Origin of the sequence: Sphingomonas sp. Leaf343 (assembly GCF_001423765.1) — a bacterium.
Classification (GTDB): Bacteria; Pseudomonadota; Alphaproteobacteria; order Sphingomonadales; family Sphingomonadaceae; genus Sphingomonas.
In genome coordinates this window covers 802104-820949 of sequence record NZ_LMPG01000001.1, presented here as the reverse complement: position 1 = coordinate 820949, position 18846 = coordinate 802104, and the positions used below count along the sequence as shown (strand labels likewise).

The following is an 18846-nucleotide window of genomic DNA, read 5'->3' as shown; positions in this document are numbered from 1 at the left end:
CGCGAGGAGGGGGAGCACCGCCGCCAATCTCCACGCAGGCCCCACTCCTCCGCCGGGGAGGAGGGGCTTCGGGAAGCTGGAAATCCCCATCAGTATTCCACGCCCTTTTGCGCCTTGAACCCGGCCTTGAAAGGATGCTTCACCTCCTGGAACTCCGTCACGAGGTCGGCGATCTCCAGCAGTTCCGGCTTGGCGCTCCGTCCTGTGATGCAGATATGCTTGGTCAGCGGGCGCTCCTTCAGGAACTCCACGATCTCCGCGATCGGCAGCGTGTCCATCCGCAGCACGATGTTCAGTTCGTCGAGGATCACGAAATCATAGTCCGGGTCGAGGATCAGCGCCTTCGACCGTTCCCACGCGGCGCGCGCGGCGGCGATGTCGCGGGCACGGTCCTGCGTGTCCCAGGTGAAGCCCTCGCCCATCACCTCGAACGTCAGCAGGTCGGGGTTCGCCTGAAAGAAGGTCTTCTCCCCCGTCTCCCACGATCCCTTCACGTACTGGACGATCCCGACCTTCATGCCCCAGCCGAGACTGCGGATCGCCATGCCGAACGCGCTGGACGACTTGCCCTTGCCGTTGCCGGTGTGGACGATCAGCAGGCCGCGCTCCAGCGTGTGCCGCGCCTGGATCTTCGCACGCGCCGCCTGCACCCGCGCCATGCGGGCATTGTGGCGGGAATAATCCTCGGTTTCTTCGGTCATGATCCGCTCCATCGGGCCAGCGCCCCGGTCAGTTTCGGCCAGTCCCCGTCACGCGGCAAGCCGAGCCGCAGATGGTGCGGCCGGTCGGTGAAGGGCCGCGTCAGGATGCCCGCCGTCAGCAAATGCGCGAACAGGGCATCGCGCGCCGGCGTCTCCACCAGCCGAAAAAATGGCGTGCCGCCCGCGATCGTCAGACCTGCCCCGGTCAACAGCGCATCGAGGCGATCCGCGGCGACGCGAAGCCGATCCCGCTGCGCCGCCTGCCAATCCACATCGCGATACGCCGCCGTCCCGATCGCGACCGCCGCACTACCGATCGGCCAGTCGCCGAGCCGATGACGCAACCGCACGCAGACCGGTTCGGGCGCGATCACGAAGCCCAGCCGCAACCCGGCCAGCCCATAGAATTTGCCGAAGGATCGCAGCACGATCAGCGTCGGCCAGTCGGCACCCGCCAAACTCTCGTCCGGCGTCGCCTCGACGAATGCCTCGTCGACGATCAGCATGCCATCGCGACGCAGCCGTTCGACCGGCACCATCGCACCGTCCGGATTGTTCGGCCGTGCCAGCACGAGCGTATCGGCGGCGCAATCCTCCGGCGCATCGACCCGCTCCGGCGGCGACGCCCACATCGCCGCATGTCCGGAATAGCCCCGCCCCAGCACCGCCGCCGGTCCCGGCAACAGCGTCCCCAGCAGCCGCAACGCCAGATCGCTGCCCGGCACCGCCACCGTCCGCGCCGGATCGCTGCCGAACGCCGCCGCCGCGCTCGCCCCCAGCACCGCCAGCGCCGCCGGATCGGGCAGCCGCTCCAGCATCGCCGCGTCGACCTGTGCGGGGTACGACCACGGTGCAAGCCCGGTCGACAGGTCGATCCAGTCGCGCACCGCCGGTATCGCCGCCCGCGCACGATCGATCCGTCCGCCATGTTCGGCGAACGTCGCGATCGGGACGCGGGCGGCGTCCACCGTCAATAGCTCAGGCGGACGCCGACATAGGCGGCGCGGCCATAGGTGCCGTAGCGGAAGATCGTCTCATACTGCTCGTCGAACAGGTTCTCGATCCGGCCATAGACCTGCACCTGCTGCGTGATGGGGATCGCGGCGCGGATGTCCGCAAGCACGTAACCCTGCACCTTGCGCGTATTGTTCGCGTTGTCGAAGCTCGACCCGACGCTGGTCACGGTCGCGCCCGTCTCCAGCCCGAACGGCCACCGGTAATCGATCGAGGCGTTCACGCTCTGGCTCGGCCGGCGCACCAGCTTGCGGCCGAAGTTCGCGGTGCCGGCGGAACGATTCTCCGCATCGATCCAGCCGTAGTTCGCCTGAAACCGGAGCGGCTCTACCGGGCGCAGCGTGATCCCGATCTCGACACCTTCGGCCGTCGCGCGCGCGACATTGTCGTACGTCCCGAACGGTCGACCGACGCAGATCCCCGTCAGCGGCGCGGTGCACGATACGAAGTTGATGAGGTCGCGCGAGTTGCGGTGGAAATACGTCGCGGTCGCCTCGATCGCGCCGTCCAGCGCGCGCTGCGTCACGCCTGCGTCCCAGCCCTTTGCCCGCTCCGGGGTCAGGCCGGCGTTGCCGTATTCGCTCTGCAGCTGGTACAAGGTCGGGGCCTTGAAACCCTCGCTATAGCTGGCGCGGATCGTCGTCGCGCCGCCGTTCGGCGAATAGACACCACTCCCCGCCAGACTGGTCTTGCCGCCGAACACATTGTGATCGTCCTGCCGCGCGCCGCCGGTCAGCGTCAGGCCCACGACCGGCGTCACCGACACCTGACCATAGACGCTGAAGATGCGCGCCCGGCCGGCCGTCGCCGGCCCGCCGAAGCTGCTGGACGTGAAGCGCGACACTTCCCGCTCCGCGCCGAACGTCGCCTGCACCGCATCCATCACGTCCGCAACGCCCTGATACTCGACGCGGTAATTGTCACCATCGCCCGCGAACGTCTCGATCGGGGTGCCGTCGGGATCGTAGTTGCGGCGCCGCGTATCGGTCCGCGCATAGCCGAACCGGTTCCGCAGAGCGCCGTCGAACAGCGCCACGTTCAGCCCGCCATAGCCGATCAGCTCGCGCGTCTTCCCGTATTCGCGCGTGTCGCCGAACGCGAAGGTCGGGGCGGGGAAGCCGTCGATGCCGACCCGGCCGTTCGAATAATAACCGCGCGCATCCACCGAAATCGCGTCGGTGATGGCGAGGTTCAGGTTCAGGTTCGCACCATAGTTGCGGTACCCGTCCTTCTCCGTGCCGCCGCGATCCTCGTTGAAGGTCGAGATGCCGTCGGTGCGGAAATAGCCGCCGCCCGCGCTCGCCGACAGCGGCCCTGCCTTGCCGGCGATGTTGACCACCCCCTGCGCGGTGTCGCGATAGCCATATTCGCCGCGCGCATTGACCGTCAGGTCGTCCGTCGGTGGCGCGGTGATGAGGTTGACGACGCCACCGATCGCCTGGCTGCCCCAGATCACCGACGACGGTCCGCGCAGCACCTCGATCCGCGCGATGTTGCCGACCAGCAGATTGCCGAAATTATAGCCGCCACCGGGCGACGACGGGTCGTTCAGCTTCACGCCGTCGATCAGCGCGACGGTCTGGTCGCTCTCGGCGCCGCGGATGAACACCGACGTGCTGGTGCCGACGCCGCCGTTGCGCGCGATGGTCACGCCCGGCACGGTGCGCAGCAGGTCCGACACCGACTGCGCCTGCCGTTCGCGGATGATGTCGGCGTCGAGCACGGTGATCGACTGGCCGACGCGGCCGATCGGCGTCGCGGTGCGATTGGCGGTGACGACGATCGTACCGTCTGCGGCCGACTGCGTCACCGCCGCGTCCGTGTTGTCGCGAATGTCCTGCGCAGCGGCGGGCGCCGCCACGGCGAGCGCGGCGATGAGCGATAGATAGGTCCTGGTCACGTTATTCCCCTGTCAACACCAAGGGGTCGCGCGCGCCGACGGACGTCCGACAGCCACGATGTCGCTCGCGGACAAGTCCACGCGCGCCACCCCGATCCATGCCGTCTCGCGAGGAAAACTCCCCGATCGCGCTGAACACCCCGTCCGCGCAAAGGACCGACCGCGACAGGCAGGTCTCCTGGCTCCCGGGTCGTCGCATTCGCTCCGCCTTCCCGGCCAAGGCCAGTGGCATAATGGAGCGACCGCTGTCCGGTCACAGTTGCGGGGACAGCTGCGGATGACGGGGACGTTTCCCCGTTTCCGCATTCCCTATTATTCCCATCTCCGGGAACCTGTCGCATAGGCCCCTTATGAGCAGCGACGGGATCGGGCAAGTGGGACGCGTGACGCTGGTGCTGGGCGGCGCGCGGTCCGGCAAGAGCGCGCGGGCGCAGACGATCGCGGAGGCTGCGTCGCCCACCCGCCTCTATCTGGCGACCGCGCAGGCGTTCGACGACGAGATGCGCGATCGCATAGCGCGCCACCGGGCCGATCGCGCGGAGGGGTGGCGCACCGTCGAATGTCCCCTCGATCTGCCGGAGGCGATCGGACGAGAGGCGGCGGCGGGCGCGGTGCTGCTGGTCGATTGCCTGACGCTCTGGGCCAGCAACCTGCTGCTGGCGGACGAGGATGCCGACGCCGCGACCGACCGGTTGCTGACGACCCTGGCCGCAGCGCCCTGCCCGGTCGTGATCGTCAGCAACGAGGTCGGGCTGGGCATCGTCCCCGACAACGCGCTCGCCCGCCGCTTCCGCGACATCGCCGGGCGCATGAACCAGCGGGTTGCGGCGGCGTCGGACGACGTAGTGCTGATGATGGCCGGTCTGGAGCTCCGCCTCAAATAATTTGATAATCACTCGCAATAGCTATTGAGCAAATCGCGATGAACCGGTAGGTCGCAGGGGTGAATCAGGTCACGCCCATCCACGCCGCCGCGCCCGGCGGTTCCGCACCGACGGCGAAGCCGCGTCGCAAGTGGAAGACGTGGTGGCTGAAGCAACTGCACACGTGGCACTGGGTCAGCGCGGCGGTGTCGCTGGTCGCGATGCTGTTGTTCTCGATCACCGGCATCACGCTCAACCATGCAGGCTCGATCGGCGCGACGCCCGTCGTTACGGAGAAATCCGGCACGCTGTCGCCGCCCCTGTTGCGCCAGCTCGCCAGCCCGACCGCGGACACGGTCCTGCCGCCCGCCGTCGCCGCTGCCGTCGAACGCTCCGTCGACGTCGACCCGACGGGGAAGACCGGCGAATGGTCCGACGCCGACGTCTACGTCGCCCTGCCCCGCCCCGGCGGCGACGCGTGGGTCAGCATCGATCGCGGCAGCGGCAGGATCACCGCAGAGGTCACGGACCGCGGCTGGGTGTCCTACCTCAACGACCTGCACAAGGGCCGCAATTCCGGCACCGCATGGTTCTGGTTCATCGACGTGTTCGCGGCGGCGTGCATCCTGTTCACGCTGACCGGACTGCTGCTGCTCCAGCTTCACGCCCATCGCCGGCCCTCGACCTGGCCGATCGTCGCGGCGGGGCTGGCGCTGCCGGTCGTCATCGCCATCCTGTTCATCCATTGAAGGGCCTGAATATGCGTCCGTCCTCCCTTGTCCTGCTCGCCGGCGCGGTGTCCGCCCCGGCGGTCGCGGGCACCGTCACGGTCACCGTGCCGCGCCTCAACGTCGCCGAATATCACCGCCCCTATGTCGCGATCTGGCTGGAGCCGGTCGGCGGCGGCGCGGCGCGGACGCTGGCCGTCTGGTACGACGTGAAGAAGACCGGGAACGAGCCGGGCACCAAATGGCTGTCGGACCTGCGCGCGTGGTGGCGCAAGGGCGGCCGGTCGCTCAAATTGCCGGCAGACGGCGTCAGCGGCGCGACCCGCGCACCCGGCCAGTACACCATCCCCCTGCCCGCCGACATCAAGCCCGGCCAGTACGTCCTGAACGTGGAGGCCGCCCGCGAGACCGGCGGCCGCGAACTCGTCTCCGTGCCCATCACCGCCGCCGGTGGCCGTGCCACGGGCAAGTCCGAACTCGGCGCCGTCGCCGTCACCCGCTGAGGATATGCACATGAAGCTATCGCACCTGATGATCGCCGCCGCCGCGCTGGCGAACCCCGCCGCCGCCTCTGCGCACCGCATGTGGATGCTCCCCTCCGCGACCGTCGTATCGGGCACGGAGAACTGGGTCACCGTCGATGCCGCGGTGTCGAACGACCTGTTCTTCTTCGACCATCAGCCGCTGCGGCTGGAACAGATGAAGGTCTGGCAGCCCGATGGCAGCGCCGGCCAGCTTCAGAACGGATCGACCGGCCGCTATCGCTCCACCTTCGACGTGCAGTTGAACAAGCCCGGCACGTGGAAGATCGGCACGGCGATGTCAGGCGTCATGGGCAGCTTCAAGGTGAATGGCGAGGAGAAGCGCGTCGGTGGACGTGGCGGTCCGCCGCGCCCCGGCATGCCCGCGCCGCTGACCGTCGCCGACATTCCCGCCGATGCCACCGACGTGAAGCTGACCGAAAGCTCGACCCGCAACGAGATCTTCGTGACCGCGGGTGAGCCGACCACGACCGTCTTCGCGCCCACCAACACGGGGCTGGAGCTGGCCCCGATCACGCATCCGGACGAACTGGTCTCGGGCGAGGCGGCGAAGTTCCGCTTCCTGATCGACGGCAAGCCCGCCGCGAACCTGAAGGTCACCGTCATCCCCGGCGGCAAGCGCTATCGTGATGCCGAGGGCGCGATGGAACTGACGACGGGTGCGGACGGCGTGCTGAGCGTGACGTGGCCGAGCGCCGGCATGTACTGGCTGAACGCGACGGCGACCGACGACAGGACCACGACGCCGCGCGCGACGCAGCGACGGATGAGCTATGTCACGACGCTGGAAGTGCTGACGCCCTGATGCGTCGAGGGTCATGCTGATCGCCGTGCCGACGGCGATCGACCCGGCGGCGTTCGTCGGGCTGGATCCGACCGCCCCGATCGTCGATCTCGACGGCGAAACGATGGGCACGACGTGGAGCGTCCGCTTCGTCGCGCCGCCGCGGTGCGACCCGGTCACGGTGCGCGCAGCCATCCTCGCGCGCCTCGAAGACATCGTCGCGGAGATGAGCCATTGGGAGCCGGACTCGCATCTGTCGCGCTTCAACCGGGCGGCGGCGGGTGCATGGGTATCCCTTCCGCCCGACTTCGCGCACGTCGTCGCACGCGGGCTGGATATCGCAGCCACGACCGACGGAGCGTTCGATCCGGCGGTCGGGCGGCTGATCGATCTCTGGGGTTTCGGCCCGGTGGCTGCAATCGTCCCGCCCGATCCGGTGGCGATCGACCTTGCGATCCGCGCATCGGGATGGCGGCAGTTGCGCTACGACCCCGCTGCACGCCGCCTGCGCCAGCCGGGCGGACTGTCGCTCGACCTTTCGGGGATCGCCAAGGGGTTTGCAGTCGACGCGGTCGCCGACCTGCTGATGCAGAGTGACATCCGCCACGCCCTGGTCGAGATCGGCGGCGAGCTCACAGGGCGTGGCGTGCGCCCGGACGGCGAGCCATGGTGGGTCGACCTGGAACTACCCCCCGGCGTAGAGGTGCGGCCACTACGCGTCGCGCTGCACGGGCTGGCGGTGGCGACCTCGGGCAATTACCGACGCGGGGACCACAACCTCGATCCCCGCACCGGTCGACCTGCGGCCGGAGGCGTGCGATCCGTAAGCGTCCTCCACCCCTCCGCGATGATCGCCGATGCGTGGGCGACGGCGTTGACGGTAGGCGGGCGCCCGGCCGTAGCGGCGGCGGAGGCGCTTGGCATCGCGGCCAGAATTCTGGCCGATGACCGGGAACTGGTGACGCCCGCGCTGGCGGCTATGCTCGAAGATTAATTCAAGATCGCCCCGCCGGGGTGCCTTTCGAAACTACCCTGTCACACGTCGTCATGCCGGAACGATCCCGGCATGACGACGACGTGAAGCGTCAGCAGGCTCCGGTCAGCCGACCGTCGACGTCAGCGGCGGCGTCTGCTGGTGCTGCACCACCCTCCACACCTCATGCGCCAGCCAGCGATAGGTGGAGGTACAATGCGCTTCGTAACTCTCGCCATCCTTTTCGGCACGGGCGCGATAGGCGACCACGATCAATCCCTCCTGCGGTCGTGCGACCTGACGTTCGGTCAGTTCCACCGACGACCAGCGCGGGGTTGAGGCGACCGCCTCGATCGCCTGCGCGCCACTCATGACGAAGGGCGGGGTCGGCAGGACCATCAGGCATTCGTCGTCGATCGACTCCCGGTAATGCTCCGCATCGGCGGTCCACAGGCTTTCCTCGAAACTCCACACGCGATCGTCGTCCATCGTCCATCTCCCGTGCCGTTGCTGGCATCGGGTCGGGAACGACAGGTCGCCGGATTGGGTCCGTGTTCGCGTGGGTTATCGGCCTGCGGGATACCTGGGTTTCTCCGACAAGACCGGAGACGAAACGGGTGACGCATCGCCAAACATCTGGCCCCCGCCCGCCGACCGGCCTATTCCGCCTCGACCATCTCCCGAGGATATCGACCATGAAGACCCGCGCCGCCGTCGCGTTCGAAGCCAAGCAGCCACTGGAGATCGTCGAACTCGATCTGGAAGGGCCGAAGGCGGGCGAAGTGCTGGTCGAGATCATGGCGACCGGCATCTGCCACACCGACGCCTACACGCTCGACGGCCTCGACAGCGAGGGGCTGTTCCCCAGCGTGCTGGGCCACGAAGGCGCGGGGATCGTCCGCGAGATCGGCGCAGGCGTGACCAGCGTCGCGGTCGGCGATCACGTCATCCCGCTCTACACGCCCGAATGTCGCCAGTGTAAGTCGTGCCTCAGCCAGAAGACCAACCTGTGCACCGCGATCCGCGCGACGCAGGGCAAGGGGCTGATGCCCGACGGCACGACGCGGTTCAGCTACAAGGGGCAGCCGATATTTCATTATATGGGCTGCTCGACCTTCTCGAACTTCACCGTGCTGCCGGAAATCGCGGTGGCCAACATCCGCAAGGACGCGCCGTTCGACACCAGCTGTTACGTCGGGTGCGGCGTAACGACGGGCGTCGGCGCGGTGGTCAACACCGCCAAGGTTCAGGTCGGCGATACCGTGGTTGTGTTCGGGCTCGGCGGCATCGGGCTGAACGTCATTCAGGGCGCGAAGCTGGCCGGCGCGAAGATGATCGTCGGCGTCGACATCAACCCCGACCGCGAGGATTGGGGCCGCCGCTTCGGCATGACGCACTTCGCCAACCCGCGCGATGTCGGCGATATCGTCCAGCATATCGTCGCGCTGACCGATGGTGGTGCGGATTACAGCTTCGACGCCACCGGCAACACCGACGTGATGCGGCAGGCGCTGGAATGCTGCCACCGCGGCTGGGGCACCAGCATCATCATCGGCGTGGCGGAGGCGGGCAAGGAGATCAGCACGCGTCCGTTCCAGCTCGTCACCGGCCGCAACTGGCGCGGCACCGCGTTCGGCGGCGCACGCGGACGGACGGACACGCCCAGGATCGTCGACTGGTACATGGACGGCATGATCCAGATCGACCCGATGATCACGCACCGCCTGACGCTGGACGAGATCAACAAGGGTTTCGACCTGATGCACGCCGGGGAGAGCATCCGCAGCGTGGTGATCTACTGATGCAGACGCTGTCGACCGCGAAGGCGCATGGCGGCACCCAGGGCGCGTACCGGCACGCGTCGACCGCAACGGGCACCGACATGACCTTCTCCGTCTTCGTGCCGGAACATGACGCGGGCGAGACGTTGCCCGTGCTCTGGTATCTGTCCGGCCTGACCTGCACGCACGCGAACGTCACCGACAAGGGCGAGTACCGCGCCGCCTGCGCCGAACACCGCATCGTCTTCGTCGCCCCCGATACGTCGCCGCGCGGCGATGGCGTCGCCGACGATCCGGCATGGGATATGGGGCAAGGCGCGGGCTTCTACGTCGACGCCACACAGGCCCCTTGGTCGCCGCATTTTCGGATGCGGTCCTATATCGAGGACGAGCTGCCGGCGCTGATCGCCGCCGGGTTTCCCGTGGACATGGCCGCGCAGGGGATCACCGGCCATTCGATGGGCGGCCACGGCGCGCTGACCATCGCTCTGCGCAATCCGGATCGCTTCCGCAGCGTCAGCGCCTTCGCGCCGATCGTCGCGCCGTCGCAGGTGCCGTGGGGCGAGAAGGCGTTCGGCGGCTATCTGGGCGACGACCGGGCGGCGTGGCGCGAGCACGATGCGGTGGCGCTGATCGAGAACGGCGCGCGGTTGCCGGATGTGCTGGTCGATCAGGGCGAAGCGGACGGCTTTCTGGCGGAGCAACTCCGCCCGGACCTGCTGCGCGCGGCGTGCGATGCGGCGGGCATCCCGCTGACCCTCCGGATGCAGCCCGGCTACGACCATAGCTATAATTTCATCTCCACCTTCATGGCGGACCATATCGGCTGGGCGGCGGCGCGTCTGCGGACTTGACATCCGCCGCGCCAGCGAGGATTTCGACATCATCGCGGGTGTAGCTCAATGGTAGAGCAGAAGCTTCCCAAGCTTACGACGAGGGTTCGATTCCCTTCACCCGCTCCACATCCGCGCTGAACCCGCAAAAAACCGCCATTACGGCGTCCGGCTGAGCCTTGTGGGACACCAAACTGTAGCACCAAGCGGTGCACCGTTTCCCGTCCACCCGCATTTGGGGCTCCAAGCCGGCGTTCGGTGCGAGATGACATGTGGGTTCGATTCAGTATTTGTGCAGGCGCGGTGCCCGCTATCACTACCGCCGCAGGGTCTACCTGCGGAATCTGGTTAGCCGTCCTATAACGATAGCATTGGGAACCGCTGACCCTGCCGAGGCACGTCGCCTCGCCGCATGTTTGTCGGTCCGATGGGAGACGACGAGCGTGATGATCCAGCAGATGGGGCGCGGCTACATGACCGCAAGCGAGGCGGTGGCGGTATTCCGACACGGCCTTAACGACGAACTCGGCGTAGCGGCTGCCGCGCGATACGACGCACAGTCCAGTGTGGACCATCGCACCAGCCGCATCTTCGCGGCGACGTATCGTATCGCCGCGCGTCTGGCCCCGGACGCCGACGACCTCCCCGTCGCGCTGCTCGACGAGCATACGCCGGACTTCTCCGAACAGGATCGACGGGCCGTCGTACTGATGCTGAAGTCATGCGCTCCCCACCGGGTAACCGGCAAGATCGCGCACAACGTGCTGAGGGAACTGGGTGCGCCGTTTAGCGACAGGGTTGTCAGTGACGCCGGCGTGCAGCTGTTGTTGGGGCGGGCCGAGGCGCAGGCACGCATGGCGCTGAGTGACCACCCGGAGGTGGTCGCCGGCGGTGATCCCGTGTCAGCGCTGCTGGACGACACGCTGGTCACCCGCATCCGCACGGCGACGAGCGCGCCCTCGCGCGGTGACGTGTCGGAGAACACGACACCGTTTCTCATGACGAAACCGTCGATCGCACGACCGATGGGCATGGCCGTGTCGCCGACCTGTCCTGGGCGGAGCTGTCCCGGCTGCGCCTGCGCGCGCGCAACGGTGGTGCGGGCGCAGCGGTGACGACCGAGCGGGTACCTACTCTCGACGCGTATATCGCGGCGGCGAAGGGCCGGCTCATGATCGTCTATGACGTGAAGGACGGCAGTCAGCGCGAAACCTTCGCGCATATCGAGAAGGCCGGCGCGGCCGATGAGGCAATCTTCTTCTACGAATGCGTCGATCAAATGCTCGCCAGGGCGATCGCGCCGTTTCGCGACCGCGTCGTCACCATCCCGATCATGTTCGGCAAGGACGGCCCGCTGGCGCCCGCCGTTGCACGGTGCCCCTCAAATCCCGCAGGCTGGGCCCATGTCAAATGGTCTGATGGCGACTGGATTCGCGACGTCGCCGCCGATCAGGCGCACCACCCCGTCAGGCTGTGGACGGCGACGATGTTTCCGCAAGACAATGCCGGGGAAGACGATGCGCTTGCCCTGAAAGATCCCGATGCGGTGTGGGGCGCCCAGATTCGAGCAGGCGCGCGAATGATAATGACAAACCAGCCGACAGCGCTGATGCGATATCTTCGCAAACCTGCGGGATCATAGCTTGCAGGATGTCGACCGGTGCGATCCGTGCGCCGTTCGCTACCAGACGCATGGGTCCCCCGCCCGGTCCCGACGCGGGTATCGACATCGTCGCCGGCCGTGTCTGCCTTCGCCTTCGCCTTCGCCTTCGTGTTCATCCACCCGTTCGAGGACGGCAACGGGCGTATCCACCGCGTCCTCGTCCATCATGTGCTGAGCCGGACCGGGTTCAGCCCCGACGATCTGATCTTTCCGGTTTCCGCCGCCATCGTCCGCGACCAGCGCAGCTACGATGCGGTGCTGGAACGCTTCTCGCAGCCGCTGTTCGCCGCGATCGACTGGGCGTGGACCAGCGAACGCGAAATCACGGTGCGTAACGACACCGCGTCGCTCTACCGCTATTTCGATGCGACGCTGTTCGTGGAATATCTCTATGATCGGGTAGTCGACACCGTGCGGACCGACCTGCACGAACAACTCGGGTTTCTCACCGTGTTCGATCAGGCGATGGGAGGCGTCAGGGCGATCGTCGACATGCCCGATAGCCGCGCCGCGCTGCTGATTCGCCTGATGCTCCAGAATGGTGGCCGTCTGTCGCTGACGAAACGGAAGCAATTCCCGGAACTGACGGACGGCGAGTTGGGCGCAATGGAAGCGGTGGTGCAGGCCGCGATGGCCGAAGGTGCCTTGAAGCAGAACCGAGCGATATGGCTTCCGTCGACCTGATGATGGCAAGCGGTTAAAAACGGCGATCAATTCCTCGCCTTCAGTCATGCCGGTTTACTATCGACCCCCTTCACCCGCTTCATATATTTCAGATACTTACCCGTGATTGCGGCGTGCTGACGGATGCCTCCGATCCGGATCGTTCCTCTGCTCGACAGATGAATCGCGCACCCGCTACGCTACCGGCGTGCGGGCCGATCGGCCGTGCCTGGTCGAGGGGATGTTGCGATGAGCGAAGAACCGCCTGAAACGGATGAGCCCGCTATCCTTCATGCCCATTCCCTGCCGGGACGACCGGAGGTGGATTGGGAGGAGCTTGGCGTGCACTCCCTCGCGGTCGGTAATCTCGCGGGGCGGTTCGCGGCGCGGTTCGGGGCGGAGGCGGCGGCGCGGCTGGCGGGATATCTGCACGATATCGGGAAGGCTTCGATCGCGTTCGGTCAGTACATCCGCGGCGATGCCTTGAGCCCCGATCACAGCACCGCCGGCGCGATCGTCGCCGACGCATTGTTCGCCGACGGGATCGACCGGGCGATGGCGCGGCTGGTGTCGCTGGCGATCGCCGGGCATCACGCGGGACTTGCCGATGGCTCCGGTATGGGCGACCGGCTTGCCCGCGACGTGCCGAAGTATGACGCGTGGCGGTCGCTGGGGTTGCCGCTTCCCGTCTCGATCGTACCGCGGCTGGGTCGCCCGTCGGGCGTGAGCGCAGGCTATCGCATGGCGTTTCTGGGTCGGATGATCTTTTCCTGTCTGGTGGATGCCGACTTCCTTGCGACCGAGGCTTTCTACGCCGCGGCGGACGGCCGCCCGGTCGGGCGCGGCGACCATGCGCCGCTGGCGGTGCTGCGCGATCGGCTCGACCGCCATTTCGCTTCGGCGTTCGCGGGACGGTCCGGACCGCTCACCGCCAAACGCGCGGAGATACTGGCGCATGCCCGCGCCATGGCGGCGATGGCGCCGGGGCTGTTCACGATGACGGTGCCGACCGGCGGCGGCAAGACGCTCGCCGGTCTCGCCTTCGCGCTCGATCATGCCGTCGCGCACGGTCTGGACCGGGTGATCGTCGTCGCGCCCTATTCGGCGATCATCGAGCAGACCGCGCAGGTGTTCCGCACCGCGCTGGCCGACGAACAGGGCGACGCGCCCGACGTTCTCGAACATACCGGCACCGTCGACTGGGACGCGCGCGAGAAGGAGTCGGATGACGACGGTGCGCGCGACGCCCAGGCCAAACTGCGTCGCGCAACCGAGAATTGGGACGTGCCGGTGGTGGTGACGACCGCGGTCCAGTTCTTCGAGAGCCTGCACGCCAACCGCACCTCGCGCTGCCGCAAGCTGCACAATCTGGCGCGCAGCGTGATCGTGCTGGACGAGGCGCAGACCCTGCCCGTCCCGCTGCTCCGCCCCTGCATGGCCGCGATCGCGGAGCTGGCTGCCGGATACGGCGCCAGCGTGGTGCTGTGCACCGCGACGCAGCCGGCGCTGACGCAGCAGTCGGGCTTCCGGAAAGAGCATGGCGGGCTCGACATCCCGCCCGATCGCGAGCTCGCCCCCGATCCGGAGGCGCTGTACCAGCTCCTGAAACGCGTCTCCGTCCGCCACGCCGGCCCGGTCGGCGACGCCGATCTCGCCGCGCAGTTCGGCCGGGCGGAGCGGATGCTGTGCATCGTCAACAGCCGCAAGCACGCGCAGGCGCTCCATGCGCTGATCCGCGACCTGCCCGGCGCACGCCACCTGACGACGCTGATGTGCGCGGCGCATCGCCGCCGGGTGCTGGCCGGCATCCGCGCCGACCTGATCGCCGGAAAGCCCGTCCGCCTCGTCTCCACCAGCCTGATCGAGGCAGGCGTCGACGTCGACTTTCCGGAGGTCTGGCGCGCGGAAACCGGGCTGGACAGCATCGCGCAATCCGCCGGCCGCGCCAATCGCGAGGGCAAGCCGGCCACCGCGCCGGTGGTGGTGTTCGAGGCCGCCGACCACAGCCTGCCCAAGATGTTCCGCCAGCAGGTCGCGGCGATGAACGACACGCTGCGGCATCATCCCCACGATCCGCTCGGCCTCGCCGCGATCCGCGAATATTTCAACCAGCTCCACTGGGTGAAGGGTGTCGAACGGCTCGACGCGGCGACGCTCGACGGCCATCCCTACCCGATCCTGCCTACGCTGGCGGAGAGCTTCGGCCCCACGGGCCCGCCCCCTGCCCCGCCCTATGCCAGCATCGCAAAGGCGTTCCGGATGATCGACGACGCGGGTCGCCCGGTCATCGTGCCGTGGCGCGGCGGCGACGAGCCGGACGCGGTCGGGCGGCTGGTCGAGACGCTGCGCCACGCCCCCGTCCCGCCCCGCGACGTCCTGCGCCAGTTGCAGCACTATACCGTGTCGATCCCCGAGGCCGCCTATCTCGCGATGCTGAAGGCGGGCGCGATCCAGCCCGTCGCGGCGGACAGATACGGCGACCGGTTCATGCTGGTGCAGGACATCGGCCTCTATTCGGAGGCGACCGGCCTCTCGACCGACCCGTTCGGGATGAGCGCGGACGCCGGCATATTCTGATCCGATCCGGACGTAAGTGTTCGCTTGTCCGGCCCGCGCCACCATGCCAGCTTTCCGACGTGAAGGGGGAGCGATGACGATCGGGGTAAGGCTGCACGTCTGGGGGGAACTGGCCTGCTTCACGCGGCCGGAAATGAAGGTCGAACGCGTTTCGTACGACGTGATGACCCCCTCCGCGGCGCGCGGCATCCTGGAGGCGATCCACTGGAAACCGGCGATCCGGTGGGAGGTGACGCACATCCACGTCCTGAAACCGATCCGCTTCCGCTCGATCCGCCGCAACGAGGTGTCGGACAAGGCTTCCGCCGCCAACGCGAAGAAGGCGATGAATGCCGGCACCACCGCCGGGCTCGGCATCGATATCACCGCCGCCCGACAACAGCGCGCGGCGCTGGTGCTGGAGGATGTCGGTTATGTGATCGAGGCGCGCTTCCACCTCACCGACGCGGCCGGGCCGGACGACAGCGCCGACAAGCACATCGCGATGTTCACCCGCCGCGCCGCCAGCGGCCAGTGCTTCCACCGCCCCTGCCTCGGCACCCGCGAATTCGCCGCCGCGTTTCGTCTGCTCGCGCCGGGCGACGCACTGCCCGCATCGACCCTCGCCGATCCCGATCGCAACCGCGATCTCGGCTACATGGCCTTTGCACCGGGCTATCCCGGCGGCCCGCCCGCCAGCTTTTTCCGCGCGCAACTGACGGACGGCGTGCTCGACCTGACCACGCTGACCGACAAAGGGCTGATGGCGTGACGATCCTTCAGGCGCTGTCGCGCTATTATCAGCGGATGGCGGATCGGGGTGAGGCCGAGCCGCCGGGGTTCAGCCGGGAGGGCGTCAGTTTCGCCATCGTTATCGATGCGGATGGCTGCCCCCGATCGATAGACGATCTGCGCGATCAATCGGGCAAGCGCCCCGTGCCGTCCAAACGCGATGTCCCGGCGGCCTTCAAGCGGCCCGGAACCGGGATAAGCCCTTTTTTCCTCTGGGATACCAGCGCCTACGTACTGGGCGTGGACAGTTCCGGTGACAAGCGGACGCCGCTGAAACACGCCGCCTTCCGCGACCTTCACCTGAAACTGCTCGCTGATACGGATGATGCCGGCCTCGTCGCGCTGCGCCGGTTCCTCGAACGATGGACGCCGGACCGGTTCGCCGACGCCCCCTTCACGCCCGACATGCTCGATGCGAACATCATCTTCCGCCTCGACACCGACGAGGCGGGCATCCGCGCCATCCACGAACGTCCCGCCGCGCTGCCGCTGATCGAAAGCCGCAGCGGCACGGGAGAGTCCGGCCCCTGCCTCATCAGCGGCACGACCGGCCCGGTCGCCCGCCTGCATCCCGCGATCAAGGGCGTGGACGGCGCGCAGACCGCCGGCGCCGCGCTTGTCTCGTTCAACGCCGCCGCCTATGAATCCTAGGGCCACGAACAGGGTGCCAACGCGCCGACCGGGCAGGCCGCCGCCGCCCGTTACGGTGCGGCGCTCAACCGGCTGCTCGATCGCTCCAGCCGCAACAGGATCAGTCTGGTCGATCATGCCAGCCTCGACCCCGGCCGCCGCCGTCCGGTCGAGGCACGGCATCGCCAGCGGTTCAGCATCGGCGATGCCACCGTCGTGTTCTGGGCCGACGCCTCCGGCCTGAAGGAACACATCCTCGCCGCCGCCGAAGCCTATGTCGCGGCGGGATTGTTCGAACGGATCGAAAGCGATGTCGATCCGACCCTCGCCGAGGACGCCGTGTCCGCGCGCGTCCTGCGCGACCAGCTCGAAAGCCTGTCCGCCGGCCGTCCCGCGGTGATCGGCACCGATGCGGTGCCGCCGGAGGTCCTTATCCACATCCTCGGCCTCGCCCCCAACGCCGCGCGCCTGTCAGTCCGGCTGTGGGAAACGGTCAGCCTCGGCCGGCTGGCCACCAACGCGCTGCTCCACCACGATCATTGCCGGATCGACCCGCCCCCGCGCGGCTGGGGCACCGGCCCGTCGATCAACCGACTGCTGGTCAACACCGTCGCCGCGCAGGAGAAATGGGACAATATCCCGCCGCTGCTGGGCGGCGAGGTCGCGCGCGCGGTGCTGGCCGGCACGCCCTATCCGCGCACGCTGCTGTCCAACGCGATCATGCGACTGCGCGCGGGCGACGACCCCGCCAATGGCTGGCATGCCGCCGCGATCCGCGCGGTGTTGATGCGACTGGATACCGAAAAAGGGAGGAGGCCGGACGTGAGTCTCGATATTACCGAAAAGAACCCAGGCTATCGGCTGGGGCGATTGTTCGCCGTGCTGGAGGAGGCGCAGGAGCAGGCGCTGGACCGCAACGTCAATGCGACGATCCGCGACCGGTACTTCGGGGCCGCGTCGGCGACCCCCGCCACCGTCTTTCCGCTGCTGCTGCGCGGTGTCCAGAACCATCTGGGCAAGCTGCGCAAGGACAATCCGGGGGCGGCGATCGGTATCGAGCGCAAACTGGGCGAGGTGATGTCCGGAATCGGCTCGGCCTTCGCGCCCGCGCTTCGGCTGGAAGATCAGGGCCGCTTCGCCATCGGCTATTATCATCAGCGCAGCGACCGTTTCCGCAAGAAAGAGGACGCACCGGCGACCGCCGCCGTCAATCAGGGGGACCCATCATGACCGACGCCAGCCCGGCACTCACCCGCCGCCACGAATTCGTCCTGCTGTTCGACGTGACCAACGGCAATCCGAACGGCGATCCCGACGCCGGCAACCTGCCGCGGCTCGATCCCGAGACCAATTGCGGCCTCGTCACCGACGTCTGCCTGAAACGCAAGATCCGCAACTATGTCGAACTCGCGAAGGATGAGGAGCCGGGCTACCGCATCTACGTCACTGAAGGCGCGGTGCTGAACGACAAGCATCGTCAGGCCTACGTCGCCATCCGCGGCGAGAGCGACGAGGTGAAGACCGCGAAGAAGCTGAATCCGAAGGGCGACGAGGAAGCCAGGCGCATCCGTGACTGGATGTGCGCCAACTTCTTCGACATCCGCACTTTCGGCGGCGTGCTGTCGACCGGCATCAACGCCGGGCAGGTGCGCGGACCGGTGCAGATCACCTTCGCCCGATCGATCGAACCGGTGCTGCCGCTGGAAGTGTCGATCACCCGCATGGCCGCGACCAACGAGGCCGAGAAGAAGCAGCGCGACGATGCCGGTAGCGACGACGAGCGCACCGACAACCGCACGATGGGGCGCAAGCACATCATCCCCTATGGCCTCTACCGCGCGCACGGCTTCGTCTCCGCGCCGCTCGACGGCGCGACGGCGGAGGGGCGCATCCTGCACGAACGTGTCGATGGCGGCGGGCGGGAGCGGCGTCGCGACGTTCGCACCGTCCGCGCGCTCGACCTGCGTAGCGTGCGGCACGGCTTGATCGGCAAGGCCGATGCGGTGGAACTGCACGGTCGCGCGCCGGACCGGCGTCCCTACCCCATCGAATACAAGCGCGGCCGGCCCAAGGCGCATCGCGCCGACGAGGTGCAGCTCTGCGCGCAGGCTTTGTGTCTGGAGGAGATGTTCGACTGCCCGGTGCCGGAGGGGGCGTTGTTCTACGGACAGACGCGACGACGCGTGGCGGTGACCCTCGACGCCGGTCTGCGTGCGCTGACCATCGAAACGGCGGCGGCGGTCCGCGCGATGCTGGCCAGCGGCCGCACGCCCGGACCGGTGGTGATGCCGGGTTGCCGCCACTGCTCGCTCGAACCCCTGTGCCGGCCCCAGGCGATCGCCGCCCGGCCCGCCGTCGATCGCTGGCTGCAACGCCAGCTCGACGCGGCGCTGGCCGCCTGACGCGGCCGGCCGGACCACGCG

17 protein-coding genes, 1 tRNA gene, 2 pseudogenes and 1 riboswitch are annotated in these 18846 nt (G+C 67.9%); of the genes and pseudogenes, 16 read left to right on the top strand and 4 right to left on the bottom strand.

The features are described 5' to 3' along the window. Positions 1 to 89 precede the first annotated feature (89 nt). Genes cobO through ASG07_RS03595 form a run of 3 tightly spaced genes read right to left on the bottom strand, consistent with a single transcriptional unit; the run spans position 90 to position 3615 of the window. Positions 90 to 701 (bottom strand): cob(I)yrinic acid a,c-diamide adenosyltransferase, encoded by a 612-nt coding sequence (gene cobO, locus ASG07_RS03605; protein ID WP_055842233.1) that lies wholly within the window; start codon positions 699 to 701, stop codon positions 90 to 92. Beyond that, positions 698 to 1669, bottom strand: a complete 972-nt coding sequence (locus tag ASG07_RS03600) for an aminotransferase class I/II-fold pyridoxal phosphate-dependent enzyme (RefSeq protein ID WP_236694523.1) — start codon at positions 1667 to 1669, stop codon at positions 698 to 700. Before ASG07_RS03600 ends, cobO begins: the two co-directional genes overlap by 4 nt. A gap of 2 nt (positions 1670 to 1671) precedes the next feature. Next, entirely contained in the window at positions 1672 to 3615 is a 1944-nt protein-coding gene (locus ASG07_RS03595) for a TonB-dependent receptor plug domain-containing protein (protein ID WP_055842231.1), read from the bottom strand. Between the two features lie 151 nt (positions 3616 to 3766). After that, positions 3767 to 3966, bottom strand: a riboswitch (cobalamin riboswitch). On the opposite strand from ASG07_RS03595, the gene cobU reads away from it, so the two are divergent. The 5 genes from cobU (at position 3966) to ASG07_RS03570 (ending at position 7526) form a co-directional block, all read left to right on the top strand. Beyond that, positions 3966 to 4499 carry a bifunctional adenosylcobinamide kinase/adenosylcobinamide-phosphate guanylyltransferase gene (gene cobU, locus ASG07_RS03590; protein WP_055842228.1) on the top strand — a complete coding sequence of 178 codons (534 nt, stop codon included), beginning with the start codon at positions 3966 to 3968 and terminating at the stop codon, positions 4497 to 4499. (Overlaps the previous riboswitch by 1 nt.) Before the next feature lie 59 nt (positions 4500 to 4558). After that, positions 4559 to 5227 (top strand): PepSY-associated TM helix domain-containing protein, encoded by a 669-nt coding sequence (locus tag ASG07_RS03585; RefSeq protein WP_443024580.1) that lies wholly within the window; start codon positions 4559 to 4561, stop codon positions 5225 to 5227. Positions 5228 to 5238: 11 nt separating this feature from the next. Further along, positions 5239 to 5709 (top strand): DUF2271 domain-containing protein, encoded by a 471-nt coding sequence (locus tag ASG07_RS03580; protein ID WP_055842225.1) that lies wholly within the window; start codon positions 5239 to 5241, stop codon positions 5707 to 5709. 4 nt (positions 5710 to 5713) lie between these two features. After that, complete coding sequence (locus ASG07_RS03575) at positions 5714 to 6553, top strand: DUF4198 domain-containing protein (protein ID WP_055842221.1); 840 nt, start codon at positions 5714 to 5716, stop codon at positions 6551 to 6553. Between the two features lie 13 nt (positions 6554 to 6566). Next, positions 6567 to 7526 (top strand): FAD:protein FMN transferase, encoded by a 960-nt coding sequence (locus ASG07_RS03570; RefSeq protein ID WP_236694512.1) that lies wholly within the window; start codon positions 6567 to 6569, stop codon positions 7524 to 7526. 105 nt (positions 7527 to 7631) lie between these two features. On the opposite strand, the gene ASG07_RS03565 is transcribed toward ASG07_RS03570, so the two are convergent. Beyond that, positions 7632 to 7994 carry a DUF4440 domain-containing protein gene (locus tag ASG07_RS03565; protein WP_055842218.1) on the bottom strand — a complete coding sequence of 121 codons (363 nt, stop codon included), beginning with the start codon at positions 7992 to 7994 and terminating at the stop codon, positions 7632 to 7634. Between the two features lie 206 nt (positions 7995 to 8200). On the opposite strand from ASG07_RS03565, the gene ASG07_RS03560 reads away from it, so the two are divergent. The 11 genes and pseudogenes from ASG07_RS03560 to cas7c all read left to right on the top strand — a co-directional run bounded on the left by ASG07_RS03560 (position 8201) and on the right by cas7c (position 18825). After that, positions 8201 to 9307 (top strand): S-(hydroxymethyl)glutathione dehydrogenase/class III alcohol dehydrogenase, encoded by a 1107-nt coding sequence (locus tag ASG07_RS03560; protein ID WP_055842217.1) that lies wholly within the window; start codon positions 8201 to 8203, stop codon positions 9305 to 9307. Beyond that, positions 9307 to 10140 (top strand): S-formylglutathione hydrolase, encoded by an 834-nt coding sequence (gene fghA, locus ASG07_RS03555; RefSeq protein WP_055842214.1) that lies wholly within the window; start codon positions 9307 to 9309, stop codon positions 10138 to 10140. The genes ASG07_RS03560 and fghA overlap by 1 nt, the downstream gene beginning before the upstream one ends. Positions 10141 to 10174: 34 nt before the next feature. Then, positions 10175 to 10248: transfer RNA gene (locus tag ASG07_RS03550), tRNA-Gly, on the top strand. A gap of 143 nt (positions 10249 to 10391) precedes the next feature. Next, a pseudogene (locus tag ASG07_RS18105) lies at positions 10392 to 10544 on the top strand (DUF6538 domain-containing protein); the annotation flags it as partial. Positions 10545 to 10565: 21 nt separating this feature from the next. Next, on the top strand, positions 10566 to 11234 hold the full coding sequence (locus tag ASG07_RS03545) for a hypothetical protein (protein WP_055842211.1): 669 nt from the start codon (positions 10566 to 10568) through the stop codon (positions 11232 to 11234). Then, positions 11168 to 11761 carry a hypothetical protein gene (locus ASG07_RS03540; RefSeq protein ID WP_443024587.1) on the top strand — a complete coding sequence of 198 codons (594 nt, stop codon included), beginning with the start codon at positions 11168 to 11170 and terminating at the stop codon, positions 11759 to 11761. Before ASG07_RS03545 ends, ASG07_RS03540 begins: the two co-directional genes overlap by 67 nt. Positions 11762 to 11779: 18 nt before the next feature. Beyond that, positions 11780 to 12466, top strand: a complete 687-nt coding sequence (locus ASG07_RS03535) for a Fic family protein (RefSeq protein ID WP_082474450.1) — start codon at positions 11780 to 11782, stop codon at positions 12464 to 12466. Positions 12467 to 12787: 321 nt separating this feature from the next. Next, positions 12788 to 15022, top strand: coding sequence for a CRISPR-associated endonuclease Cas3'' (locus tag ASG07_RS03530; RefSeq protein WP_236694508.1), 2235 nt, complete (start codon positions 12788 to 12790; stop codon positions 15020 to 15022). Positions 15023 to 15095: 73 nt separating this feature from the next. Then, positions 15096 to 15773: a type I-C CRISPR-associated protein Cas5c gene (cas5c, locus tag ASG07_RS03525; RefSeq protein WP_055842202.1), complete on the top strand. Its 678-nt coding sequence runs from the start codon at positions 15096 to 15098 to the stop codon at positions 15771 to 15773. Beyond that, positions 15770 to 17653, top strand: a pseudogene (gene cas8c, locus ASG07_RS03515) (type I-C CRISPR-associated protein Cas8c/Csd1). The gene cas5c and the pseudogene cas8c overlap by 4 nt, the downstream one beginning before the upstream one ends. Further along, positions 17650 to 18825 carry a type I-C CRISPR-associated protein Cas7/Csd2 gene (gene cas7c, locus ASG07_RS16795; RefSeq protein ID WP_082474449.1) on the top strand — a complete coding sequence of 392 codons (1176 nt, stop codon included), beginning with the start codon at positions 17650 to 17652 and terminating at the stop codon, positions 18823 to 18825. The pseudogene cas8c and the gene cas7c overlap by 4 nt, the downstream one beginning before the upstream one ends. Positions 18826 to 18846: the final 21 nt, after the last annotated feature.